The organism is Martinezella paranaensis (assembly GCF_014200235.1).
Taxonomy (GTDB): domain Bacteria; phylum Pseudomonadota; class Alphaproteobacteria; order Rhizobiales; family Rhizobiaceae; genus Rhizobium; species Rhizobium paranaense.
In genome coordinates this window covers 169,502-194,617 of record NZ_JACHBI010000001.1, presented here as the reverse complement: position 1 = coordinate 194,617, position 25,116 = coordinate 169,502, and the positions used below count along the sequence as shown (strand labels likewise).

Below are 25,116 nucleotides of genomic sequence, written 5' to 3'. Positions count from 1 at the left end.
CACCCGCAAAAGAGCATGACGGCGAAGTCTTAACAAAGGATGGCCGGGCGACAGTCATTCGATGGGAGGTAAATCTATTCATTAGAAGTTACAAAACTATGAATCTTATTTGACTTGAGCTTTGCTGCTGCCGCGCATGTATTTCTGAAATACAGTCTCAAGAATATCCGGGCTGACGGGCTTCATGATGATATCGTCCATGCCGGCCTCGACGCATTCGTTGCGGTCCCGCTCGAAAGCCTGGGTGAGTACGCCGATGATCGGGGTGTGCGATCCGCCCCCTTGCTCCGTGCGGCGGATCAATCTTGCGGCTTCGAAACCGTTGAGACCCGGCAGGGAAATATCCATCAGGATCAATTGCGGGCGGTATTCGTTCCACAGCCGCACCGCCTCGTCGCCGCTAGTGGCGATCATGTAGCGATAACCGAGCCCTTCCAGGATCTGCGAGAAGACGATCTGATTGATATCATTGTCTTCGGCGACGAGGATCTGGAAGCCGCGATCCTCGCCGCCCGGCGCGATCTGCCAATCCTCCGCCCTGCCTTCGACGGGCTCGCCTGCTTTGCCGCGGATATTGCGGTTGAAATGCCGTGCAATCAGGAAGGTGAGCTCGGTGGAGAGCTGCGAGCCATCCAACGATAGAGCCGGCACACTCTGCCGTTCGGCCAATTCTAGGCCGCGGTTGCCGAGCTGATTGTCGACGATGACGAGATCGATCTTGATGCCGAGGGAGCTTGCGACATCCAGAAATGCCGCCTCCTCGTTTTCATTGTGGACCGAACATGCCTCGAAGCCGTATTTGGCGAGCATCTTCAACGCCGCCGATTCCGCGGCAAGATCCGCGGTAACCACGAGGATCTTGCGGCCAGAGAAATTCTCGGGAACGAAGGTCTCCATCGCCGGCGGACGACGCGAGGCGGTCTGAAGCGCTGCCATCGGCACGTAGGCGCGTCGATAGGACCGGTCGCCGTTCTCCTTGATCTGCGAGGCGAGAGCGAATTCATCGAAATCCGCGCCGTCTTTCGGCAGGTCCTGCATGGTGGCGACCAGGAAATAGCGGCCGGGCTTACCGATACGCTGTTTCCTGGTGACCACTTCGCGCTCGATACCGTCACGGGCGATCTGCCGCTGGCGCGAGATCGACATTTCGCCGGTTTCCAAGACATGCCGATCGCTCTCCTCGAAGCGGTTGGCAATATCCGTGGAAAAGAGATCGATACCCCTACGGCCCAGCACTGCATCCGCCGAGGTCTGGTATTTGTCGCAGAACGCCTTATTGACGGCGACATAGGCCATGTTGCGGTCTTTGACGAAGAGCGGAAACGGCAGATGGTCGAGTATGTCCTCGGTGAGCTGCACGCGCTCCATGTCGAGGCGCCATTGCTCCTCGCGCTTTTTCACCTCCGAAACATCCGAGAGGATGCAGACGCCGAAACCCGACGGCAGCCGGCGCTTGACGAAGCGGACCCAACGATCCCCGCCGCAATGTTCCGTCGTCTCAAAACGCTCGCGCCAGTGCGAGGCAATCCGCTGCGAGATCCAATCGTCGCGCGTTGCCGATTTCGCACGAGCGTCGTGATGCCGGACGCCGCTGTCGAACACAGCGCCGAGAAAATCGCGGAGCCGTGTCGACGGCTGCAGGAATTGTGACGGGATAGGGAAGAAATTCAGGACCTGGCGGCTGGCGAACAGCAGCAGATCGTTCTTGTCGTAGATGAGGAAAGCACTGGAGAGCCCATCGCAAACGGCATCGAACAGCGCCGCCTGCAGATTGCCATCAGACGGCACATCTTCGGTCATTGCTGTAAAAGCTGCCTTGTCAATCTCGGCAGTCATTCGTCCGATTCCTACATCTATCCGGTACTACGGCATATTGGCTTGAGAGCGACGACGGCTCCCGAGGAAAATTGATGGAAATATCATGCTGGCCTGAACACTTGAAACAAGCGGAAACCGACTGCTGCATGACGGCCGCCAACCTGCCGCCAAAAGCCGAAACGTGCGCACGAGCGCTCCACCTGCAATCATTTCAAGTTTTGTGAATGCAACCTGTCATCATTCCCTTAAGCTTTGATTAAATTTCTAAACAAAGCTCCCGCTGAATCGGGTGGATGACGAGAGATGGTATGCCTTTTCTCTTTCCACCTCGCCACGAATCCACGAAAATGCAGATATGGCCATCAAGCAACTCTCCGAAACCCTGATCAACCAGATCGCCGCCGGCGAAGTCATCGAGCGGCCGGCGAGTGCTGCCAAGGAGCTGATCGAAAACGCTCTGGATGCCGGCGCGACGCGCATCGAGATCGCGACCGCCGGGGGCGGCAAGGCGCTGTTGAGGGTCAGCGATAACGGTGCCGGCATGGAGCAGGCGGATCTGGAACTGGCCGTCAGGCGGCACTGCACCTCGAAGATATCGGACACGCTGGAGGATATCCGCACGCTGGGTTTCCGCGGCGAAGCCCTGCCCTCGATCGGCTCGGTGGCGAAGCTCTCGATCGCCAGCCGGAGGCCCGGCAGCGATGGCGGCGCTGAGATAGCCGTCGCCGGCGGCAGGGTGCTGCACCTGCGTCCGGCAGCGGCCAATCCCGGCACGATCGTCGAGGTGCGCGACCTGTTCTTCGCGACGCCGGCGCGATTGAAATTCCTGAAGACGGAGAAGGCCGAGGCTGCGGCGATCAGCGAAGTCGTCAAACGTATGGCGATCGCCTTTCCGCAGGTGCGTTTCGTGCTCTCCGGCAGTGACCGCTCGACACTCGAATTTCCGGCCACCGGCGACGATCACCTCGCCCGCATGGCGCAGGTGCTCGGCCATGAGTTCAAGGACAATGCCATCGAGCTCGACGCCGAGCGGGAGGATGTGAGCCTGACCGGCTTCATCGGCGTGCCGACCTTCAATCGCGGCAACTCGGCGCATCAATATGCCTTCGTCAACGGCAGGCCGGTGCAGGACAAGCTGATCCTGTCGGCGATCCGCGGCGCCTATGCCGAGACCATACCCTCCGGGCGCTATGCCGTCGCCGTTCTTTCCATCAGGCTCGACCCGGCCCTTGTCGACGTCAACGTGCATCCGGCGAAATCCGATGTCCGTTTCCGCGATCCCGGCCTGGTGCGCGGCCTGATCGTCGGCGCCATCCGCGAGGCTTTGGCGCGCGAAGGCGATCGCGCCGCGACGACGGGTGCCGACGGCATGCTTCGCGCCTTCAGCCCCGGCCGTTCCGGCTTCCAGCCTGCCTGGCGGCCGTCGACACCATCGGCACCATGGACACCACAGGCTTCGCCATCGCGGCCGTATCAGTCCTCGGCCACGAACGGATATAGCTTCGGCGAGCGACCGCAGGCCGCCTTCGATGGCCTCGCCATGCCAACCGCCCGCGCCGAACCCGCGCCTGTTGTCGAGCCCATACGCGCAGAGGAGCCGGCCCGCTTCCCCCTCGGTGCCGCCCGGGCCCAACTGCATGAGAACTATATCGTCGCCCAGACCGACGACGGCCTCGTCATTGTCGATCAGCATGCGGCACATGAGCGGCTGGTGTTCGAAGAAATGCGCAAAGCACTGCACTCGAAGCAACTGTCCTCGCAGGTCTTGTTGATCCCGGAGATCGTCGACCTGCCGGAGGAAGATTGCGACCGGCTGATGGTGTTTGCCGACGAGCTTGGCAAACTCGGCCTTGCCATCGAGCGTTTCGGTCCCGGAGCCATTGCGGTGCGTGAGACGCCTGCCATGCTCGGCGAAGTGGATGCGCAAGGGTTAATCCGGCAATTGGCCGACGAGATCGCCGAGTGGGAAACCGCCTCGGGTCTTGCCGCAAAGCTGGAATATGTCGCCGCCACCATGGCCTGCCATGGCTCGGTGCGCTCCGGCCGAAGGCTGAGGCCGGAGGAGATGAATGCGCTGCTGCGTCAAATGGAGGCAACGCCCGGCTCAGGCCAGTGCAATCACGGCCGGCCGACCTATATAGAACTGAAGCTCTCGGACATCGAACGGCTGTTCGGACGGAGCTGAGAACAGATACCACCGAAAGAACTGGAAAAGTCAGGCTTGCCGGGGTATGGCAAAGAGATGACAGAGATCGGGGACGGCATCAGATGAATCTTTTCGAGGGACACGGAAACCGCGAGGCGAAGATTCGCTATCTCGACGGCGATTTCCAAATCCTCATGCCCGGCTCCTACGTCATCTGCGCCATGACCGGCAAGCACATCGCGCTTGACGAGCTGCGCTACTGGAGCGTCGCCCGGCAGGAACCCTATGCCGACGTGATGTCTTCGCTGGAAGCCGAAAAACGCGCCGGCGCGCTTCCAAACCAGAAGCGCTGATAGCAGCGTTCCCTATTTCGCTTTCTGCCCTTCCCGTAACCGCCGTTCGCGGGCGGCGGCGATCGCTCGGTCGATGATCAAGGCCGCTGCGCGATGATCATCGAACACCATGTCGATCTCGATGACACGGCACGCCGCTAACAGCTCGTCAGCCCGGCCGTGATGGCCGATGAGGCGGACATAGTCCTTGGAGGTGGTGACGATCTCCAGGCCATCCCGAGCGGCGATATCGAGAATGTCGGCTATGTCGTCTTCGCCCAGATGTTCGTGATCGCCGAAGGTACGGCTGACGGCAATGCTGGCCCCCAATGACTCGACCGTGCGGAAGAATTTGGTGGGATCGGCGATGCCGGCAAAGGCGAGGACATTGCGCCCGCGCAGATCCTCCTGGCCGCGCACCTTGATCGATGCCGAGAAGAACGGTTTTCCGGCTCTTGCTGCCATGCGCACGAGCCGGTCGGCGGCGTTACCTTCGCCGACTTTCAACAGAGCCGAGGCATAGCGCAATTGCGTCCGCAGCGGCGCACGCACCGGGCCGCCGGGAACGAGATGGCCGTTGCCGATGCCTCTCGTCGCATCGATGACGACCAGAGCATAGTCGATGGCGACTTGCGCACTCTGGAAGCCGTCGTCCATGATGATGAGATCGGCGCCCTCGCGCACCAGCCGCTCCGCGCCCTCCAAACGGCGGCGCGAGATCACCGTCAATGCCTCACCGGCGAGCAGCAGCGGCTCGTCGCCGACTGCGGTGGCGTGATGGTGGTGCGGATCGACCACGGTCGTCACATCCAACGAACCACCATAACCGCGGCTAAGGAAGCCCGGCTTCAATCCCTTCGCCTTGGCGGCACGGGCGATCGTCAGCGCTGTCGGTGTCTTGCCGGCGCCGCCGACCGTGAAATTGCCGACGCAGATGACCGGTACCGGAACGGAAGCACGGCGACCATGCACCATGCGATGGCCGGCAATGCGGCCGTATAAGAAGGAAAAGGGCGAAAGGCCCCAAGCGCGCCAATCCGGCTTCCGCCACCAGAACGGCGGTGCTTCCGATACCATAATCTAATCCCGCCTTGCGCCCGCTCTTGCCCCTATATCTCAGCAAGGCCGCAAGAAAGGGCAGATCGGACGAAAAAGCAAGCCTTTGCGTTGGCTACACCGGTTGAGCAACCGGCAGCAGGCTTTCCAGCTCGGTGATGTCATTCAGGCAATAGTCGGAAGCCGCAAGCGATTCACGCGATCCGGTGCCGGTCAGCACGCCGACCGTCAGGCCCGCACCGGCATTGTGCCCCATGTGCAGATCGTGATTGTTGTCGCCGACGACGGCGATTTGCGAAGGCGAAAGGCCCGTCGCTGCGCAGAAGCCGAGCACCATGCCGGGCTCCGGCTTGGTGCCGAAACCGCTGTCGTAACCCGCGATAAAGTCGAGATAATCGAGAAAGCCGAAGCGGCGCGCCGTCTGGCGGATGGAGCGCTCATTGTCGCTGGAAGCAACGCCCAGCCTATAGCCGCGCTCGTGCAGGCGGCGGAAGAAACCGGCGAGATCAGTGACCGGCGCGGAGAAGTCGGCGGCATGGGAAAATAGCGCATCGAGCTTTTCCGTCAGCTCCATCACATCCACCATGGAGCCGGCGGCGACAAGACCCTCGGAAATCTGGCGGGTATTGCCGGCGGCGAGCAGGCTGTCGGGCACGATATGGCCGGTGACCGGGTCCATGCCGCAGGCCAGAAGCAAATGATCGGCAAGCGCGGCATCACCCTGGGCCGCAATGCTGGCAAGTTCGCGATTGACCGGCAGCCAGCTCGCATCATAGTCGAGCAGCGTGCCGTCCTTGTCGAAGAGAATGCCCGCGATCGCACCCAGCTTGATCGATGTCATGTAGAGCCCCTTATCCCTGCGCCATCGTCTTCGGCAGCAACCGCGCCTTCACCGTCAGCGGGTTGATGTAGGGTTCCAATCCCTTGATGGTCGCCGCCAGCGCCCCGCGCATCTCGTGCACGGCGACGTAGCCGGCATCGATCATGTCGCGTCGCACCGCATCGTTGGTCAACAGGTAATGCACGCCCCTCGCCAGCATCTCGGTGTCGCGCACCATGCGTGCGCTGCCGCGACGGGCGAGCAGTTGATAGGCGTCGCGGAAATTCTGGACGTGAGCGCCCGTCAGGATGGCGCAGCCGAGCATGGCCGGTTCCAGGGGGTTCTGTCCGCCCTCATTGAGCAGCGACTTGCCCATGAAGGCGACTTCGGTCATGCGCAAATAGAGGCCCATTTCGCCGATCGTGTCGCCAAGGAAGATATCGACATCGGGCGACAACACATCGTTGCGGGTGCGGCGCGCCACCTTCAGCCCCTGCTCGGTCAGCATCGCTTCGATTGCGTCGCAGCGTTCGGGATGGCGCGGCACGATGATGGTCAATTGGCCATTATGCTCCTTCAGCGTCTTGTGGACGATGGCGGCGGCATTCTCCTCGCCTTCGAAGGTCGAGACGGCAGCCCAGGTCTTGCGGGCGCCGATCTGCTTCATGTAGCTGGCAAGGGTCGGCGCGTCATAGGGTGGCGCGTCGGTATCTACCTTGAGATTGCCAGACTTGATCACCTGCCGCGCACTGAGATCGCGATAGCGCTCAGCGTCGAGATCGGATTGCGCGACGACCAGTGCGAGGTTTTCGAACAGCGCTTCCGACAGTGCCGGATGCCGGCTCCAGCGGGCAAAGGAGCGATCCGACAATCGGGCATTGACGAGGATCTGCGGGATGCGCCGGCGGCCGAGTTCCATGATGGTCATCGGCCAGATCTCGGATTCGGCGATGATGGTGCAATCGGGCTGCCAATATTCAAGGAAGCGACTGACGGCCGGCTGCAGGTCGAGCGGCACATATTGGTGGATGACCTCGTCGCCGAGACGCTCCTGCGTCACCTTGGCCGAGGTGATGGTTCCCGTGGTCAGAATGACGTGGATGTCGCGGCGGCGGATTTCGCGGATCAGCGGAATGACTGCCGAGGTCTCGCCGACGCTTGCGGCATGAAACCAGACGAGCGGCCCCTGCGGACGGTTGGCGCTCGCATAGCCGAAACGCTCCAACCGACGGGAACGGTCTTCCTTGCCCTTGGCGGCGCGGACGGTAAGGTACGTCCCGACGAGGGGATAGACTGCAATCCCGCCAAAGCGGTAGGCACCCAAAGCGAGGCGCGCCCTAAGGCTGCTCATCTCGATTGCCTCCGATCCAAGCTGATCGTCATCGATGCCAAATCCCACTCATTCCACGGCCGAAAGTTCGGCCGATTCTTCGTTCTGATTGCGTCAAAAATACTGCGCCATAGCCGGATTAAAAACGAGAACACCGTCCGGACGGGAACATCAAATATTAAATGGGCAAAACGCGACCTTAGGAGGAAGCCTTTTCCTGTGGATCGAGCAAACGATGCAGATGGACGATGAAATAACGCATGTGGGCGTTGTCGACTGTCTGCTGCGCCTTCGACTTCCAAGCTGTCAGCGCACTCGCATAGTCGGGATACATGCCGACAATATCGAGTTCGTTCAGATTGCGGAACTGTACTTCTTCGAGATTTTCCAGTTCCCCGCCGAATACGAGGTGCAGGAGTTGCTTTTTGTCGCTGGTAACAGTCATTTTCGTCTCTTTCTGCTGTCATCCCCCTCTACTCTTCCTCTGAGGGATTTTGACCAAAAGGTCAACCGTTTCGTCTGTGGGAGAGCTGGCGCAGGAATTCCGGTAGCCGTGCCGACGACGCGCCGCAGAGTTCGCCATGCGAGACATCGGCGCGATTGTAGTTGAGCGGATGGCCGAAGAGATCGACCAGCGCCCCGCCTGCCCGCTCCAAAATGAGATCGGCGGCGGCGACATCCCAGTCATGAGAATTGCGTTTGACGATCGTTCCTTCCAACCGGCCATCGGCAACCATAGCCAAACGATAGGCGAGCGAGGGCACATGCTTTGCCCGTTCGACCGTCTTGCGGAAATCCGGATCGAAGCCGCTCAACATATCCTCACCGGCGGCGAGCCTGTGGATATCATGTTCCGGCCTGTCGGACACTGCGATCGGCTTGCCATTTTTCAGCGCCGGGCCGTCAGCCGTTGCAACGAACAATTCCTCCAGTGCCGGCGCATAGAGTACACCCGCCGTCGGGCGCCCATTGGTCACCACCGCGACGCTGACGCACCAGAGTTCTAGCCCGGACAGAAACCCGCGCGTGCCGTCGATCGGATCGACGACGAAGAGGGTCTCATGCGACAGCCGCTCGGCATCGTCGTCGGTCTCTTCCGAAAGCCAGCCATAGTCCGGCCGTGCGGGACGCAGGATGGCGGCGAGCTTTTCGTTGGCCGCGAAATCGGCGGCGCTGACGGGGGAACGCCCCTCGTTCTTCCACCAGACTTCCGGCGATTGGCGGAAAAAGCTGAGAGCGATATCGCCCGCTTGGCGTGCCGCTTCAACGATCAGATCAAGATCGTTCAATTGGCCGACTGCGTCTCTATCGCTCATTGCGAAATTCCAATCTCCGTCTCAGCGCCCAGCGAGCGTCATGCCTTCGATGGCGAGCGTCGGAGCTGCGACGCCGAAATCGCGATCGATATCGCTTGCCGGCGTCACACGCATGAACATGTCCTTGAGGTTGGAGGCGATCGTCACCTCCGACACAGGGAACGTCAGTTCGCCGTTCTCGATCCAGAAACCGGTGGCGCCGCGGCTGTATTCGCCGGTAATCATATTGACGCCCTGGCCGATCAGCTCAGTGACGTAGAAGCCGTTGCCGACATTGCGGATCAGCTCTTCTGGGGAAATATCGCCCGGCTCCAGCGCCAGATTGGTCGAGGACGGGGAAACGGCCGTGCCGCCACGCGATCCGCGGCCATTGGTCTTGAGACCGCCGATCTCGCGCGCCGCCGACGTGGACAGGAACCAATGCTTCAGCACGCCGTCCTCGATCATCACCAGGCGCTTGCCCGAAACGCCTTCGCCGTCGAAGGGACGCGAGGCAGGGCCGCGCACGATCAAGGGATCGTCGGTGATCGACAGGCCGGCCTTCAGCACCTGCTCGCCCATCTTGTCACGCAGGAAACTGGTCTTGCGTGCGACGGAGGCACCGTTGATCGCACCGGCGATATGACCGACGAAGCCGCGCGCCACGCGCGGATCGAAAACGACGGTCACATTCTTGCCGGTCGGAACCTGGCGCGGATTGACGCGCTTGACCACCCGCTCGCCGGCACGGCGGCCAATCTCCTCGGCTGCGTCCAACTCGGCGAAATAGAGGCGGCTGTCGAAATCATAGTCACGCTCCATGCCGGTGCCTTCGCCGGCGATGACGCTGACGGAGCGGCTGAAGCGCGAGCCCATATAATGACCGGCAAAACCATGCGACGTCACAAGCACCATGCCGCCCATTCCGGCGGATGCGCCCGCACCCGAGGAATTGCTGACGCCGGGAACGGCGAGTGCCGCCTCTTCCATCGCAAGGGCTGCCTCGCGCAGTTGAACCGACGAGACCTCGGTCGGATCGAAGAGTTCGAGATCGGGATAGGTCTTGGCGAGATCGGCTTCGTCTGCGAGGCAAGCGAATGGATCTTCCGGCGAGACCTTTGCCATGGCGACGGCGCGTTCGGCCAGGGCCTGCAGGTCGAAGCCGGGATTGGCCGAGACATTGGCAACGCGGTTGCCGACAAACACCCTCAACGAAAAATCATCGCTTTCGGAGGATTCGGTGCCCTCGACCTTGCCGAGGCGGACGCTGACGGATTGCGCCCGCGAGCGCACAACAACGGCATCGGCCGCATCCGCACCGGCTTTCCGGGCGAGGTCTATCAATTGGCTGGCGCGGGAAAGCAGAGTGGCGGAATCGATTTCTGAAGACATGATTTGGCCTTTCCTTCGCGTTCCATTTATTGTGCACTACATAAAGCATCAAGGGCGGCCACGCCGATTCTTGTCCGAATGTCTTCACGCATGGTTGTTTCTGATGGCTATGCGCTGCAACACCGCCTGCCCCACAGAAAGAAACAGACGATGTCCGCGCCCAATGCCCTCTTTACCGAAACCCTGATGCTGCTCGGAGGCGCCGTCGTCACTGCGCCGATCTTCAAGAAACTGGGGCTCGGCACCGTGCTCGGCTATCTCGCCGCCGGCGTTGTGATCGGCCCGGTGCTGCATGGTATTGGCGATGGCGAATCCGTGCTGGCCGTCGCCGAACTCGGTGTCGTCTTCCTGCTGTTCATCATTGGCCTGGAGTTGAAGCCATCGCGCCTATGGCAGATGCGGCGCGACATTTTCGGCCTCGGCACGGCGCAGGTGATCTTGACCGGACTGGCGCTGACGCTCGCCGCCTATCTCGCAAACATTACCGGCTGGCGCGGCAGCATCATCGTCGGCTTCGGCTTGGCGTTGTCCTCCACGGCCTTTGCCATGCAGATCCTGGAGCAGGAGGGCGACGTCAACACGAAATACGGCCAGCGTTCCTTTTCCATGCTGTTACTGCAGGACCTGGCGATCGTGCCGCTGCTGGCGCTGATCACCGTTCTCGGCGGACCGACGCAGGTTTCCAATCCGATTCTAGACCTTGCCATCGCCCTCGGCGCCGTCGCGGCGATGATCATTGCGGGCCGTTATCTGCTGACGCCGCTGTTCCAGGTCATCGCCCGCACCGGCGCGCGCGAGGCGATGATTGCCGCCGCCCTGTTCGTCGTCATGGGATCGGCAACCCTGATGCAGCTTGCCGGCCTTTCCATGGCAATGGGCGCCTTTCTCTCCGGCGTGATGCTGGCCGAATCCTCCTATCGCCATGAGCTGGAGGCGGATATCGAGCCGTTCCGCGGCGTGCTGCTCGCTATCTTCTTCATCGCTGTCGGCCTGTCGCTGAAGCTGGATGTCATTGCCGACAATTGGCTGCTGATCGTGCTCGCCGTGCCGGTCGTCATGATCATCAAGGGCGTCATCATCTATGCGCTCTGCCGCGCGACCGGCTCCTCGCATAACGACGCCATTCGGATCGCCTGCCTGCTTCCTCAGGGCGGTGAATTCGGTTTCGTGCTCTTCAGCGCGGCCAGCATCGGCGGGGGGCTCTTTTCCGCCAGCACGGCATCGCTGCTGATCGCGATCGTGACGCTCTCCATGGCGCTGACGCCGCTCGGCGCTGCACTTTCGAAGCGCATGCTGACCGGCGATGCGCATGAGGAGCTGGACGAGGATTTCGAGGGGGCCGGCTCGGACGTGCTGATGATCGGCTTCTCGCGTTTCGGCCAGATCGCCGCGCAGATCCTGCTTGCCGGCGGCCGCGACGTCACCGTCATCGACTTTTCCGCCGACCGCATCCGCCAGGCCTCCAACTTCGGCTTCCGCATCTATTTCGGCGATGGCACCCGCAAGGATGTGTTGCGTTCGGCCGGCATCGATCGGGCCAAGCTCGTCGTGGTCAGCACGCATCAGCGCGAAATCACCGACAAGATCGTCGAACTGGTGCAGACGGACTATCCGCATGCCCGCATCTTCGTCCGCTCCTACGACCGCATTCACTCGATCGCGCTGCGCAACAAGGGCATCGATTACGAGCTGCGCGAAACGCTGGAATCCGGCCTGCTCTTCGGCCGCCGCACGCTGGAAGCCCTCGGCGTCAGCGAGGCCGAAGCTTTCGAGATCGGCGAGGATATCCGCAAGCGCGACGAGCAGCGGCTGGAACTGCAGGCAAGCGAAGGATTGCAGGCCGGGCGCGACATGCTCTACTCACGGCCTGTCAGGCCGGAGCCGCTGGTCAAACCGAAGCGCGCCGCCGATATTTTCAGCGACGACGACGATCTCTCCGCCATGCCGGCGGAGGAGCCGGAGCGGGCTTAGTTCTTCGCGGTCATCACGCGGTCGAGGGCGAATTTCAGTTCGTCCTTGACGCCGGCCGACATCGCGAGAATGTCGCGGGCCTTCAGGAAATCGAGCACGCCGGTGCGGCCGATAGTCGGGCGCAGGAAGATTTGGGGTGCAAGCAGCCGCAGCTTCAACGCGATGTTGGACTGCATCGTCAGTTGTCCGGCACCGAACAGGCTCTCGATGCGGTTCGGGATATGGGTGCCATCACCTTCCGGTCCGCCGACGACGTCGATGCCGATGAGGATATCGGCAAGTCCGGCCAGATGCTCGTAAGGAACCGGATTCATGATGCCGCCATCGATCATGACGCGCTCGCCGACCTTGACCGGCATGAAGACGGCGGGAATGGCGGCTGAGGCGGCCAGCACCGGAAAAAGCTCGCCTTTTTCGGTCACCACCTCGTTCTGATCATAATAATCCGTCGTCACCACCTTCAGCGGGATATGCAGCTCGGAGAAATCCTCCGGAAAGGTGGAGGGCAAGAAAGCGCGCAGGATGCGTTCCAGATTGAACTGGCCGATCCGGAAGCTACGCATGTTCGGGGGCCGCAGGCTCCAGATCTTGTTCAGCACAGCCGGGCGGTTGCCGACGGTGGCGAGCGTATAGTCGCGGATCTCCGCACCGCTCATGCCGGCTGCCATGGCAGCGCCCATGATCGAGCCGATGGAGGCGCCGGCGATCGCGACAGGACGGATGCCGAGCTCGTCCAAGGCTTCGATGATATGGATATGGGCAAGTCCACGGGCACCACCGCAGCCGAAGGCGACCGCGACGCTCGGCGTGCTCGATGTCGCGAGCGTATAGTCGCTCCCAACAAAATCGGCGTAGTCGCCCATGTTCCTCTCCCTCCGCCGCTAGGCTTGCCGCGGCTGATAACGGAAGAAATGCATTTTACTGTCGCCGAAAGTCCGCTCTTCGAGAAAAAGAAAATCCGGTGCGACGGCAACCGTGACATCGGCGCGTTCTTCCAGAATCGCCAAGGCTCCCGGCACCAGCCAGCCGCCGGCAGCGGCAGCGGCGAAGGCCTTCTCGCCCAGACCCTTGCCATAGGGCGGATCGGCGAAGAGAAAATCGAAAGGCTCCAGATTGCCGACGCTGCCCAGATCTGTCGCGTCGCGCCTCAACATGCGCGTGCGGCCGTGCAGGCCGAGGGCATCGATGTTTTCCCAGAGCAGACCACGACCCTCGACGCTGCTTTCGACGAAAAGCACATGGCGGCAACCGCGCGACGCAGCTTCGAGCCCGACCGCGCCGGTGCCGGCAAAGATATCCATCATCCGCGTGCCGTCGATGGCCGCAGAATAGGCATGGCTCAATATATTGAACAGACTTTCGCGCGTGCGGTCCGCCGTCGGACGAATGTCGTTCGACTTCGGCACCGCAAGCGACCGACCGCGAAATTCACCGCCGACGATCCGCACCGCGCGTTAACCTCTTCCGCCCTTGGGGCCGCCCTTGCCGGAACCGCCGCGATTTGGGCCGCCGCGGCTGGGACCGCCACGACCGGGACCGCCGGACGGACGACCGCCGCCACCGGGCTTACCCGAGAAGCCGCGTGCACCGCCGGGCTTTCCACCCGGCTTGCCGCCAAAGGACTTTCCTCCACCCGGCTTCTTGCCGAAGGGCTTACCTGCGGGGCGGTCACCGTAAGAACGCTCGCCCTGCGGACGGTCACTGCGAGGACGTTCGTCTCCCTCAGCGCGCGGTCGACGATCACCACGAGGTTTGTCGCCAAAAGGCCGATCACCACGCGGCGGACGATCACCGAAGGGGCGATCACCGCGAGGACGCTCGGAGCGCTGCTCACCATCGAAAGATCTGGCGCGCGGACGCTCGTCCCCTTCGGCGCGCGGGCGACGATCACCACGCGGTTTGTCACCAAAAGGCCGATCACCACGCGGCGGGCGATCACCGAAGGGACGATCACCGCGAGGACGTTCGGAGCGGGCTTCGCCCTGGAAGGATTTTGTGCGGGGGCGGTCACCGCCCTCCGACCGCGAGCCACGTTCGCCGCGCGGACGGTCACCAAACGACCGATCGCCGCGGGGTTTGTCGCCAAAAGATCTCTCGCCACGTGGACGGTCGGAGCGCTTGCGGTCAAAACCCTCATCATCGCCACGCGACCTGCGCGGAGCTTCTTCGCTCGAACGAATCCATTCGCCGTCACCCTCGTCGACGCGGTTGATCCGAACGCGCGGGCCTTCATCCGGGCGGTCGAAGCCGCTGCGCTGTGGGCGCTCCGTCTCGCCACGCTTGGCGGCGGTTTTTGCATTCTTGGCGGCCTTCAGCGCTGCCTTTTCGCCGAGCGGACGGGCGCCGGGCGCCATCCAGACATTGGCGCTGCGGCGCGGGGCGAGCGGCTGCCGCTTCGGACGGTCGTCCTCGCCATGGCGCGAACCTTCGCGACGATCGTCCATACGGCGGCCACTTTCGCGGCGGTCGTCGCGCTTGGTGTCGAGACGGCTCAGCGCACGCTCGCGCTTGTCCTCGGGCCGCTCGCGGCGCGGACGTTCCTCTTTCGCGGCGCGGGCTGGCTTAGCGTCCGCCTCGTCGTCGGCGGCGGCAGCGGCCGACGTATTGTAAAGCGGCGCATCGAAATTCGCCTTGGCGTCTTCCACCAGACGGGGGCCGAGCTGATCGCGCAATGTGCGGCCGCGCACTTCCAGCACCCGGCCTTCCGGCAGCTCGCCGAGCTGGAACGGGCCGTAGGAAATACGGATCAGGCGGTTGACCTCCAGGCCAAGCGCGCCGAGCACGTTCTTGATTTCGCGGTTCTTGCCTTCGCGCAGGCCCATCGTGATCCAGACGTTGGAGCCCTGCGTGCGGTCGAGCGTCGCCTCGATCGAGCCGTAGAGCACGCCATCGACGGCGATGCCTTCCTTCAGCTTGTCCAAAGCTTCCTGATCGATCTCGCCATGGGCGCGCACGCGGTAGCGGCGCAGCCAGCCGGTGGTCGGCAGTTCCAAAACGCGGGCAAGGCCGCCGTCATTGGTCAGCAACAGCAGGCCTTCGGTGTTGATGTCGAGACGACCGATCGACATGACGCGCGGCAGCTCTTCCGGCAGATTGTCGAAGACCGTCGGACGCCCTTCCGGATCGGCATTGGTGGTCACCAGGCCGGCCGGCTTGTGATAAAGCCACAGGCGCGTGCGCTCGATGCCGCGGATCGGTACGCCATCCACTTCGATCTTGTCGGCGAGCGTCACGTTGACGACCGGCGTATCCAGCAGCACGCCGTTCAGCGTCACGCGGCCGTCCATGATCATGCGCTCGATGTCGCGGCGCGATGCCACGCCGGCGCGCGCCATCACCTTGGAAATGCGCTCGGCTTTTCCATCTCCGCCGTCTGCCTCTGCCGCCACTTTGGCGGGCGCAGCCTTCATCGGCTTGGCGTCGTCGCGTGACTTCGCCGGCTTCGTCTTGGCATCGCGGGTAAAGGGTTTGGACCCAGGCCGCTTGGGCTTGTCATTCATTGTCATTTGTTGTTTGCCTGAATTTTTAAGGCGTGTTCCTATCAGGTCACGCCCCCGCGGTTAAGTGGAAAATCTTAAATGGTGAATACAAATCACTTCATGGAGCTGGCGCTCGCCGAAGCGCGAAGCGCCGGCGCGCGTGGTGAAGTGCCGATCGGGGCCGTCCTCGTGCTCGACCATGCCGTCGTCGCCAAGGCCGGCAACCGCACCCGGGAACTCAACGACGTCACCGCACATGCCGAAATCGCCGTGATCCGCATGGCCTGCGTGTCACTCGGCCAGGAGCGGCTGACGGGTGCCGATCTTTATGTGACGCTGGAGCCATGCACCATGTGCGCGGCCGCCATCTCATTTGCTCGCATCCGCCGCCTCTATTACGGCGCGGAAGATCCGAAGGGCGGCGGGGTCGATAACGGCGTGCGCTTCTATCGCCAGCCGACCTGCCACCACGCACCGGACGTCTATTCGGGCATGGCCGAGCAAGATGCGGCCGACATTCTCAGGGAATTCTTCCAGCAAAAGCGTATAGAAGACTAGAGTGGCTCAGCGTTTCGCGGAATCGCTTTCCCGCTCTATTCCTTTGCTTTTACGCATTCCGGACGGAAAACCGATTCGCACTTTTCCTGGAATTGTTCTAAAAAGCGGCGGTTTTGACCGCCGCCACAGCTAGAAAAGACTTATTGGAAAGGCTTCCACCAACTGCTGTTGTTGGACTGCTGCGCGGCCTCGGCGTCCTTCTTGCGCTGCTTTTCCTTCTTGCTCTCGGGTGTGCCGAGATCGTTCAGCGCTGCCTCATCGGTGACCTGACGATATTGCTGCGGCGGGTCGATCAGGTAGCGGCGCTGATCGATATAGGTGCCGTCCTGATCCTGGCGCGCGGCGCGATAGGCGGCCGTCTGCTGCGCTTCGCTCACACGGTTGCGGCCGCTGTCGGCCTGAGCGAGCGGAGAGCGATAGTTGACATTGTTCTTGTTCTGATCGGCTTCGTCCGCCAGACGCTTGCGCGAATCTTCCGGCGATTCCAGCCAGGCCGGATTATCCTTGCTGGCGAGCGACTGCTGCGGCGAGGTCAGGCTTTCCCTGTCCTTGTCGGCGGGAAGCACCAGGCCCGGACGGTTCGGATATTTTACACCCTTGTCCTTCGGCGTGGCGGCCGAAACGGAAGCGATGTCGCTGATGTCGTCGAAGAGCTGCTCGCCGGCCGTCTTGTCCGTGCCGTAACGCGGGCTGCTCATGCAGCCGGACATCAGACCGCAGCCAATCACGAGTGCCGCCAAGCTGACGCCGACACGAACCCTATGCATCGCTCTCATGAATACCCTTCCCAGCCAAGCCGGTACAACTATCGCAGAACCCCATTCACGGCAACTGCCGCCAAAATCGGGCCATTTTCAGGCAGCTTTTACCGGATGAACGCCCCAAAGGCAATTCATCCGGTAATTTTCTTCAGTTGACAGCCATCAACTCGCGCAAGGCGGCCGCATCGCGCGCCGAAACCTCGGGATATTCCGGGTCGGAACCGACATCGGTGGTGATGCGCCAGGAGCGTGCGCACTTGCGGCCTTCGGCCAGCTTCGGCACGACGGTCACCCTGGCGGCGTCATCCAGACGGAACGCATCGGAGGGGCCTTCGCCGCCCTTGATGGTGATATCGGAGGTGATGCAGATTTCCGCGAAATCCTGACCTTCCAGCACCTTCAGCAGCTCCGGATCGGCGATATGGACGACGGGCGCGGCTTCCAGCGAGGAGCCGATGCGCTTGTCCTTGCGCTCGATTTCCAGAGCGCCGGTGACGACGCTGCGCACGGCGCGGATCTTCTTCCACTTCTCGGCCAGCACCTCGTTCTTCCATTCGCTGGGAATGGTGACGAACTGTTCGAGATGCACCGAGACGGCCTGTGGATTACGCGACAGCCACGCTTCTTCCGTCGTGAACGGCAGCATCGGCGCCAACCAGGTCACCATGCAATCGAAGATCGTGCGGATGACGGCCAGCGCTGCACGGCGGCGCAGGCTCGACGGCGCGTCGCAATAAAGCGTATCCTTGCGGACATCGAAATAGAAGGCCGAAAGCTCGACATTCGAAAAATCGATGAGAGCACGGGCGATGCGCTTGAAGTCGAAGGCGTCATAGCTTTCGCGCACCAGCTCGTCGAGTTCCGCAAGACGGTGCAGCATGAGCTGTTCCAGCTCCGGCATATCGGCAGGGGCTATCACCTCGCCCTTATCATGCGCGAGTGTGCCGAGCATCCAGCGGATAGTGTTGCGCAGCTTGCGGTAGGCGTCGATGTTGGTCTGGATGATCGTCTTGCCGACGCGCAGATCCTCGGCATAGTCCGATGTCATGACCCACAGGCGCAGAATGTCGGCGCCGGCATCCTTCATCACCTCCTGCGGCGAGGTGACGTTGCCCTTGGACTTCGACATTTTCTCGCCCTTCTCGTCCATGGTGAAACCATGGGTGAGAACGGTGTCGTAAGGCGCGCGGCCGCGCGTTGCAGCGCTTTCGAGCAGCGACGAATGGAACCAGCCGCGATGCTGGTCCGAGCCTTCGAGATAGAGGTCCGCCGGCCATTTCAGGTCCGGACGGTCTTCCAGCGTGAAGGTGTGGGTCGAGCCCGAGTCGAACCAGACATCGAGGATGTCCATGACCTGCGTCCACGGCTCATTGGCCTTTTCGCCGAGGAAGCGCTCGCGCGCACCTTCGCCAAACCAGGCATCGGCGCCTTCCTTCTCGAAGGCCTCGAGGATGCGGACGTCGACGCCCTCGTCCTGCAGGATCTGGCCATCGTCATCGACGAAGATGCAGATCGGCACGCCCCAGGCGCGCTGGCGCGACAGAACCCAGTCCGGGCGCTGCTCAATCATAGCGCGCAGGCGATTCTGGCCGGCGGCGGGCACGAAACGCGTATCGTCGATCGCCTTGAGGGCGCGCGAACGCAGCGTCGTGCCATCGGCAAGGTCCTTGTCCATATAGACGAACCATTGCGGCGTGTTGCGGAAGATGACCGGCTTCTTCGAACGCCAGGAATGCGGATAGGAATGCTTCAGCCTCCCCCGCGCGAACAGCGTGTTCGTCTCGATCAGGGCCTTGGTGACCAGCTCGTTGGCATTGCCCTTCTTGCCATTGTCATCCATGACGCGGCCGCCTTCGAAGCCGGGGGCATCGGCGGTGTAGAAGCCGGCGTCATCGACCGGGAACGGGATGCGGGAGGAGATGCCACGCGCTTCAATCTGGCGGGCATGGCTCGTCCAAGCATCGAAGTCCTCGCGGCCGTGGCTGGGAGCCGTATGCACGAAACCAGTACCGGCATCGTCGGTGACATGATCGCCGTCGAGCAACGGAACTTTGAAGTCGTAGCCGAGCGAGGCCAGCGGATGGGCGCAGGTGATCGCAGCCAGATCGTCGGCAGTCACGTCGCGCAGGCGCTTGTACTGCAGCTTCGCCTTGGCAAAGGATTCCTCGGCAAGCTTGTCGGCAAAGATCAGCTTTTCGCCCGGACGCGGGCCGAAATCGTTCGCGGCTTCCGTCACTTCGTAGAGGCCGTAGGACACACGCGACGAATAGGAGATCGCCCGGTTGCCGGGGATCGTCCAGGGCGTGGTCGTCCAGATAACGACGAAAGCACCGGCAAGTGCGGCCGGACCTTCGACGACTGGGAACTTCACCCAGATCGTGTCGCTCTCGACATCGGCATATTCGACTTCGGCTTCCGCCAGCGCTGTACGCTCGACCACGGACCACATGATCGGCTTGGAGCCTCGATAGAGCTGGCCGCTGCGGGCGATCTTCAAGAGTTCGCCGGCGATGCGGGATTCCGCATGGAAGTTCATCGTCAGATAGGGATTGTCGAAATCCCCTGTGATGCCGAGGCGCCTGAACTCCTCGGACTGGATCTTGATCCAGCCGGCGGCGAAGTCACGGCATTCCTGGCGGAATTCGTTGACCGGAACCTCGTCCTTGTTCTTGCCCTTCTCGCGGTATTTTTCCTCGATCTTCCATTCGATCGGCAGACCGTGGCAGTCCCAACCCGGAACATAATTGCTGTCATAGCCGCGCATCTGGAACGAGCGGGTGATGACGTCCTTGAGGATCTTGTTGAGCGCGTGGCCGATGTGGATGTTGCCGTTGGCATAGGGCGGGCCGTCATGCAGCACGAATTTTTCGCGCCCGGCGGCCGAAGCGCGCAGCTTCTTGTAGAGGTCCATTTCCTGCCAGCGCTTGACCAGCTCCGGCTCCTTTTGCGGCAGGCCGGCGCGCATCGGGAAGTCGGTCTCGGGCAGGTAAAGGGTTTTCGAATAGTCGATCTTTTCAGCGGTATCGGTCATTGTTCTGACAATTGCCTCGGCGTCTCGGGCGTTTTGCGCCGGAAAGGCGCAGCCATATGGGGATTTTTCGGCGGCGGAAAGCGCCTCGGGAACAGGCGCCCAAAACCCGGACCTTCCGGCAACTTACAGCGCGCGGAAGGCCGGGCCAATAATTCGTATCGATGGGCTCAGCCGAAATTGGGTCATGGTTGGCGGTTCATAGGCGCTTTTTGCATGGAAAGAAAGAGGGATCAGCCGCCGCAAGGTATAGAAAAGCCGATCGGAGCTGGCCCAACAGGCTGTGCTGCTGCCCTGCGAACGTGGCGCTCAAGAAAAGGCGATGAACAGGTCGATGTCCCCAAGTGGCCGCACGCCGGCGAGGAGCGCCCTCGCCTCTTCCTCGTCCTTCCTGATCTGGGCGACCAGCGGGTCGAGGCCGTCGAACTTCAGTTCGGGCCGGAGATAGCCGAAGAAGGAGACGGAGCAGACCTGGCCATAGAGATCGCCGCTGAAGTCGAACACGAAGGTTTCGAGCAGCGGCGCGCCATTGTCGGTCACCGTCGGGCGCCGGCCATAGCTGGCTACTGCATCGCGAATGACGCCGTCGGCGGCGCGGAAGCGCACAGCGTAGATGCCGGCCTTTAACTGCACCTCGGGTGGCAACCGCATATTGGCAGTCGGGAAACCAAGCGAGCGGCCGAGTTTTTCGCCGCCGATGACCTCTGCTTCGACTGTGTAGCGATAGCCGAGCAGACCTGCGACCTCCGCCACCTCGCCTTCCGCCAGCAGTTCTCGGATGCGGCTTGACGAGACCACCTCGGCATTTTCATCGCGGTAAGCATCGATCAGCGTGACGCCGAAGCCGTTTTTGCTGCCGGCGTTCATCAGGAAAGCCGGGCCGCCCTGGCGGTCATGGCCGAAATGAAAATCGAAGCCGGTGACCACTTCCGACGCATGCAGCCAGTCGATCAGAATCGAATGGACAAATTCGTCGGCGGAACGCTGCGAAAAGGCACGGTCGAAGGGATATTCGATGACGGCATTGAAGCCGATTGCCTCCAGGAGGCGCGCCTTCAACGGCGCCGGCGTCAGGCGAAAAACAGGCTGATCGGGCTTGAAGACGGTTCGCGGATGCGGCTCGAAGGTCAGAACCAGCGCCGGCACGCCGCGCTCCCTGGCGATTTCCAGCGCGCGATCGAGTACGGATTGATGGCCGCGATGCACGCCGTCGAAATTGCCGATGGCAATGACGCCGCCTTTGAGATTATCCGGCAGCGGTTCGCGGGTCTCATTGCGATGGAAAACCGTCATCGGCTACCACTCTCCTCAGACAAGGCGCGGCATCCACCACTTCGGCGACGCCTGTTCGCGCGCCAGAAAGGCGCCAAGCGCTGCCTCGTCGGTGTGACCGTCGACAACATATTCGCGGGCATGAATGCCATGGCTTATATAAAGAAGATCGAGGCCGTAATCGAGCGCGCCGCGCACATCGGTCGGCATGCCGTCACCGATGGCGACAACGCGCGACAGCGGGAACTCGCCGCGCGCTTCGCGGGCGGCAGCAATCGAGGCATCGTAGATCGGCTGATGCGGTTTGCCGGCAATCCGCGTCTCGCCGCCGAGCCGATCGTAATAAGCGGCCATGGCGCCGGCGCAGGGGATCATGCGGTGGCCACGCTCGACAACGAGATCGGGATTGGCGCAGATCAACGGCACATTACGGGCCGACCAGGCCTTCAGCATGTCGGTATAGTCGTCGGGGGTCTCGGTTTCGTCATCGAAAAAGCCGGTGCAGACGATGCTCTCGGCCTCTTCAGCCTCGACGCGCACGACATCCAGCCCCTCGATGATGGCGATGTCGCGCTCGGGACCGAGCAGAAATACCTTTTTCGGACCCTCGGCAATTAGGCGGCGGGTAACGTCGCCGGAGGTGACGATGCGGTCATAGGCACTGTCGGGAACGCCGATCTCCCGCAGTTGCTGGACCACCTTCGGCGCCACGCGGGGAGAATTGGTGATGAGGACGACCGTCAGTCCTTCGGCCCGTGCAGCTTCCAGCGCAACCGGCGCGTCCTTATAGACGGAGACGCCGTTGTGCAGCACACCCCAGACATCGCAGAGCGCGACGTCATAAAGTTTGCCGATCTCGCGGAAGCTTTCGATACGCTGGCCCATGCAGTCCTCGTGGTCAAAGAAATCACGGGCTGACATCGCAAACCGGCCGGCAAATTACAAGAGCGGAGCTCAGGTTTTTGCATCGCACACAAACTGCGTTCGTTTCATCCCGCGAAGCGCAGCAGGCAACCGACCAAGGCAGATATGCCAAGCACGGTTGCCACCCCTGCCCGCTGACGGAAGACCAGCACAATGGCGAGAATGAAAAGCAAAAGCGCGGAAATATCCAAGGTAACCCAGGCTGGCCAGGCGACGGCAGCGATCGGAACATTCGCATAGTCGCCACCCTGAATCTTCACGCGATGGCTCAAAAGAATGAGCCGCCCGGTATCGGCGAAGAGCACATGCAGGCCGAACCAAACCGACAGATTGGCCATGACGCCGACGATCGCAGCCGTGATCGCGGCAAGAGCCGCCGACAGGCCAGAATGACCGCGCAGCCGCTCGATGAAAGGGGCGCCGGCGAAAATGAAAAGGAAGCTCGGCGTGAAAGTCGCCCATGCCGTGAGGCCGGCGCCGAGGAAGCCAGCGGTCAACGGATCGAAGCCGAAGGGGTTCCGGAAGCCGGCGATGAAGCCAACGAAACAGAGAACCAAGATCAGCGGTCCCGGCGTCGTCTCCGCCAGCGCCAAACCATCCAGCATCTCTCCCGGCCGCAGCCAGGCGTAATGCTGGACGGCGGTCTGCGCGACATAGGCAAGCACGGCATAGGCACCGCCGAAGGTAACGACGGCCATGCGGGAAAAAAAGGAGAAGATGGTGCCGAAGACATTGCTTCCGCCGCTGAGCGTTTCGGCGATGATGTCCCTCGGACCATCTATGGCTTGGATCAGCAACAGCGGCGCCTGCCAGATCACCAGCCAGCATAAGAGTGTGATAATGGCGGTCCGCAGGCGGTCACTTCGCAGCGCTCCAATGCCGATATTGGCGACGGCAGGCCGCGGCAACCGCGGCCGCCAGTGGTCATCCTGGTAAGCCCGATAGAGCACGCGGCTATAGCCCGAGAGGCCGGCCAAAAGCACCACCAACGGAAATGGCAGGTCAAAGACGAAGAGCAGAACGAAGCTTGCGATCGCGACCGCGATATGGAACCGCGTCTTCAAGGCCCGGCTGCTCAGCCGGATCAGCGCCTGCAGCACGATCGCCAGCACGCCGGCCTTGATGCCGAAAAAGACGGTCGCAAGCAGGGTTGTATCGTGAAACACGGCGTAGAAGGCCGATAGCGCCAGGATGACGGCGAAGCCCGGTAGGATGAACAGGAGCCCGGCTATCAGACCGCCGCGGATGCCGTGCTGCAGCCAGCCGATATAGGTGGCGAGCTGCTGTGCCTCGGGGCCCGGTAGCAGCATGCAATAGCTCAGCGCATGTAAAAAGCGCTCTTCATCGATCCAACGCTTCTCATCGACCAGGATGCGATGCATCAACGCGATCTGCCCGGCCGGGCCGCCGAAGCTCAATACGCCGATGCGCGCCCATATGCGTGTGGCCTCGCTGAGGGAGGGAGGCGCGGCGAGAGCGTCAACCAAAACGGTTTCGCTCACGATCTTTTAGCTCCATGCGAGACCCAATCATGCTTTTCCTGCGTCGCGTCGCGCGCCCAGCGATAAAGCGCGTCATAACACAACATGCCTGCATCCAACTGTTCGATGTCGTCAGCGTACATACGCGACAGTCCGAGCGAAATCGCAAGCAAGCCGGCCGCCTGCGGTTCGAGATCGGGCCGGTTGGTATCGGCGCCCCTGACGATGCGGGAAAGATGATGAAGCGCCGGGAGTTCGAGCCGGAATTCCTTGACCATCGTATCGAAAGTGCATTCCTCCTCGCGATGGCTCCAAAATACCCCCTCCACGTCGAAGGGCGTCGCGCCGAAACGTTCGGCAACACCGTCGACTTCCTGCGGCGTGACAAAGAGAAACGACGCGCCGGGATCAATGAAACGGCGGATCAGCCAAGGACAGGCGATGCGATCGATCTTCGGCCGGGCGCGGGTCACCCACACGGTTGCACCCGACGCATTGGCCCCGGGCAGGATCGAAACAGGGATCAATGGCAATCCGGCTGCCCGCCAGGCATCGAGGCCACCATCGAGGATTTCCGCCGCAGCGCCGGCCAACCGCAGCCAGGCGGCGACGCCTTCGCTGAGCTTGCCGCCATGCTGACAGAGGCAGACGACATTTCGGTCGCGAAATTCGGCGGCCCAAGCCTCGACGTTCTCATGATCCCGGCGTCGCGAGGCCGGCAGCAGATAAGGATCGGCATCGAAATCATCGGTGTCGCGAACGTCCAATATGGCGGGCGCTTTCGGCGTACCGAGCAGACGAAGAAGCTTTTCGGGGGTGATGGCGTTGAACGAAGTCATGTTACGTCCCTTCCAAAAGAGATGGACGCGAAACTCCGGCATGACGCCTCGTGGGGTATTCGCAAACCCCATACTTCAGATTTTCCGGCAAAAGCCGCGGCAAGTCAACGAAGAGCTGTCCGAAAAAATTCACGGACACATTCTTGACTCGTTTAGCGGCCAATCCTAAATCACCGTCCGCTAGCACTCGCTAAGGCAGAGTGCTAACAAAGCCCCATACGGATCCCCCGCTGATCCGTGAATGTCATTTGATCGAGGGATTAGACAATGGCAAGCACCAATTTCCGCCCCCTTCATGACCGTGTCGTCGTTCGTCGCGTCGAGTCGGAAGAAAAGACCAAGGGTGGCATCATCATTCCGGACACCGCCAAGGAAAAGCCGCAGGAAGGCGAAATCGTCGCCGTCGGCTCTGGCGCCCGCGATGAATCCGGCAAGGTCGTAGCACTCGACGTCAAGGTTGGCGATCGCGTTCTGTTCGGCAAGTGGTCCGGCACCGAAGTCAAGCTCAACGGCGAAGACCTTCTGATCATGAAGGAAGCCGACATCATGGGCATCATCGGCTAATCCGGCCGATTTCCCCTTTTCCGATAAAGCTGACGGGCCATAAACCCGGA

Annotated in this window: 21 protein-coding genes; 5 read left to right on the top strand and 16 right to left on the bottom strand. The window is 61.9% G+C overall.

Annotated features, from left to right (window positions below; translation table 11 throughout):
- Positions 1-105 precede the first annotated feature (105 nt).
- Complete coding sequence (locus tag GGD50_RS00920; protein WP_107107161.1) at positions 106-1,836, bottom strand: response regulator; 1,731 nt, start codon at positions 1,834-1,836, stop codon at positions 106-108.
- Positions 1,837-2,173: 337 nt separating this feature from the next.
- Here GGD50_RS00920 and mutL point away from each other — a divergent pair, with 337 nt between their 5' ends.
- Positions 2,174-4,003 carry a DNA mismatch repair endonuclease MutL gene (gene mutL / locus GGD50_RS00915; protein ID WP_107107160.1) on the top strand — a complete coding sequence of 610 codons (1,830 nt, stop codon included), beginning with the start codon at positions 2,174-2,176 and terminating at the stop codon, positions 4,001-4,003.
- Positions 4,004-4,086: 83 nt separating this feature from the next.
- Complete coding sequence (locus GGD50_RS00910; protein WP_107107159.1) at positions 4,087-4,317, top strand: DUF2093 domain-containing protein; 231 nt, start codon at positions 4,087-4,089, stop codon at positions 4,315-4,317.
- A gap of 12 nt (positions 4,318-4,329) precedes the next feature.
- Here GGD50_RS00910 and lpxK read toward each other — a convergent pair whose 3' ends face one another.
- From lpxK to GGD50_RS00880, 6 genes are all read right to left on the bottom strand, one after another.
- Positions 4,330-5,373 carry a tetraacyldisaccharide 4'-kinase gene (gene lpxK, locus GGD50_RS00905; protein ID WP_107107158.1) on the bottom strand — a complete coding sequence of 348 codons (1,044 nt, stop codon included), beginning with the start codon at positions 5,371-5,373 and terminating at the stop codon, positions 4,330-4,332.
- Between the two features lie 94 nt (positions 5,374-5,467).
- The gene (locus tag GGD50_RS00900) at positions 5,468-6,193 is read right to left on the bottom strand and encodes an HAD family hydrolase (RefSeq protein WP_107107157.1); all 726 of its coding nucleotides are present in this window, start codon (positions 6,191-6,193) and stop codon (positions 5,468-5,470) included.
- Positions 6,194-6,203: 10 nt separating this feature from the next.
- Entirely contained in the window at positions 6,204-7,523 is a 1,320-nt protein-coding gene (waaA, locus tag GGD50_RS00895; protein WP_107107245.1) for a lipid IV(A) 3-deoxy-D-manno-octulosonic acid transferase, read from the bottom strand.
- 178 nt (positions 7,524-7,701) lie between these two features.
- Complete coding sequence (locus tag GGD50_RS00890) at positions 7,702-7,947, bottom strand: DUF4170 domain-containing protein (RefSeq protein ID WP_107107156.1); 246 nt, start codon at positions 7,945-7,947, stop codon at positions 7,702-7,704.
- A 61-nt stretch (positions 7,948-8,008) separates the two neighbouring features.
- A complete protein-coding gene (locus GGD50_RS00885) occupies positions 8,009-8,818 on the bottom strand; it encodes a 3'(2'),5'-bisphosphate nucleotidase CysQ (protein ID WP_107107155.1) in 810 nt (269 codons plus the stop codon).
- Between the two features lie 21 nt (positions 8,819-8,839).
- On the bottom strand, positions 8,840-10,189 hold the full coding sequence (locus tag GGD50_RS00880) for a TldD/PmbA family protein (protein WP_107107154.1): 1,350 nt from the start codon (positions 10,187-10,189) through the stop codon (positions 8,840-8,842).
- A gap of 150 nt (positions 10,190-10,339) precedes the next feature.
- Here GGD50_RS00880 and GGD50_RS00875 point away from each other — a divergent pair, with 150 nt between their 5' ends.
- Complete coding sequence (locus tag GGD50_RS00875) at positions 10,340-12,160, top strand: monovalent cation:proton antiporter-2 (CPA2) family protein (RefSeq protein ID WP_107107153.1); 1,821 nt, start codon at positions 10,340-10,342, stop codon at positions 12,158-12,160.
- On the opposite strand, the gene GGD50_RS00870 is transcribed toward GGD50_RS00875, so the two are convergent.
- From GGD50_RS00870 to GGD50_RS00860, 3 genes are read right to left on the bottom strand one after another with little or no spacing between them, the layout of a single operon-like run.
- Positions 12,157-13,023, bottom strand: a complete 867-nt coding sequence (locus tag GGD50_RS00870; RefSeq protein ID WP_107107152.1) for a patatin-like phospholipase family protein — start codon at positions 13,021-13,023, stop codon at positions 12,157-12,159. The genes GGD50_RS00875 and GGD50_RS00870 overlap by 4 nt on opposite strands.
- Positions 13,024-13,041: 18 nt before the next feature.
- Positions 13,042-13,608 (bottom strand): 16S rRNA (guanine(966)-N(2))-methyltransferase RsmD, encoded by a 567-nt coding sequence (gene rsmD / locus GGD50_RS00865; RefSeq protein ID WP_107107151.1) that lies wholly within the window; start codon positions 13,606-13,608, stop codon positions 13,042-13,044.
- A 6-nt stretch (positions 13,609-13,614) separates the two neighbouring features.
- Positions 13,615-15,666: a pseudouridine synthase gene (locus GGD50_RS00860; protein WP_107107150.1), complete on the bottom strand. Its 2,052-nt coding sequence runs from the start codon at positions 15,664-15,666 to the stop codon at positions 13,615-13,617.
- A 72-nt stretch (positions 15,667-15,738) separates the two neighbouring features.
- Here GGD50_RS00860 and GGD50_RS00855 point away from each other — a divergent pair, with 72 nt between their 5' ends.
- Positions 15,739-16,197: a nucleoside deaminase gene (locus GGD50_RS00855; protein ID WP_107107149.1), complete on the top strand. Its 459-nt coding sequence runs from the start codon at positions 15,739-15,741 to the stop codon at positions 16,195-16,197.
- A 140-nt stretch (positions 16,198-16,337) separates the two neighbouring features.
- Here the strand turns inward: GGD50_RS00855 and GGD50_RS00850 are convergent, their stop codons facing one another.
- From GGD50_RS00850 to GGD50_RS00825, 6 genes are all read right to left on the bottom strand, one after another.
- Positions 16,338-16,973 (bottom strand): hypothetical protein, encoded by a 636-nt coding sequence (locus GGD50_RS00850; RefSeq protein WP_107107148.1) that lies wholly within the window; start codon positions 16,971-16,973, stop codon positions 16,338-16,340.
- A gap of 133 nt (positions 16,974-17,106) precedes the next feature.
- Positions 17,107-19,989 (bottom strand): isoleucine--tRNA ligase, encoded by a 2,883-nt coding sequence (gene ileS / locus GGD50_RS00845; protein WP_107107147.1) that lies wholly within the window; start codon positions 19,987-19,989, stop codon positions 17,107-17,109.
- Positions 19,990-20,295: 306 nt separating this feature from the next.
- Positions 20,296-21,279, bottom strand: coding sequence for a bifunctional riboflavin kinase/FAD synthetase (locus tag GGD50_RS00840; RefSeq protein ID WP_107107146.1), 984 nt, complete (start codon positions 21,277-21,279; stop codon positions 20,296-20,298).
- 15 nt (positions 21,280-21,294) lie between these two features.
- The gene (locus GGD50_RS00835; RefSeq protein ID WP_107107145.1) at positions 21,295-22,143 is read right to left on the bottom strand and encodes a TIGR01459 family HAD-type hydrolase; all 849 of its coding nucleotides are present in this window, start codon (positions 22,141-22,143) and stop codon (positions 21,295-21,297) included.
- A gap of 104 nt (positions 22,144-22,247) precedes the next feature.
- Complete coding sequence (gene chrA / locus GGD50_RS00830) at positions 22,248-23,684, bottom strand: chromate efflux transporter (RefSeq protein ID WP_181316008.1); 1,437 nt, start codon at positions 23,682-23,684, stop codon at positions 22,248-22,250.
- Entirely contained in the window at positions 23,681-24,502 is an 822-nt protein-coding gene (locus GGD50_RS00825) for a chromate resistance protein ChrB domain-containing protein (protein ID WP_107107143.1), read from the bottom strand. Before GGD50_RS00825 ends, chrA begins: the two co-directional genes overlap by 4 nt.
- A gap of 267 nt (positions 24,503-24,769) precedes the next feature.
- On the opposite strand from GGD50_RS00825, the gene groES reads away from it, so the two are divergent.
- A complete protein-coding gene (groES, locus tag GGD50_RS00820; protein ID WP_004109735.1) occupies positions 24,770-25,066 on the top strand; it encodes a co-chaperone GroES in 297 nt (98 codons plus the stop codon).
- Positions 25,067-25,116 lie beyond the last annotated feature (50 nt).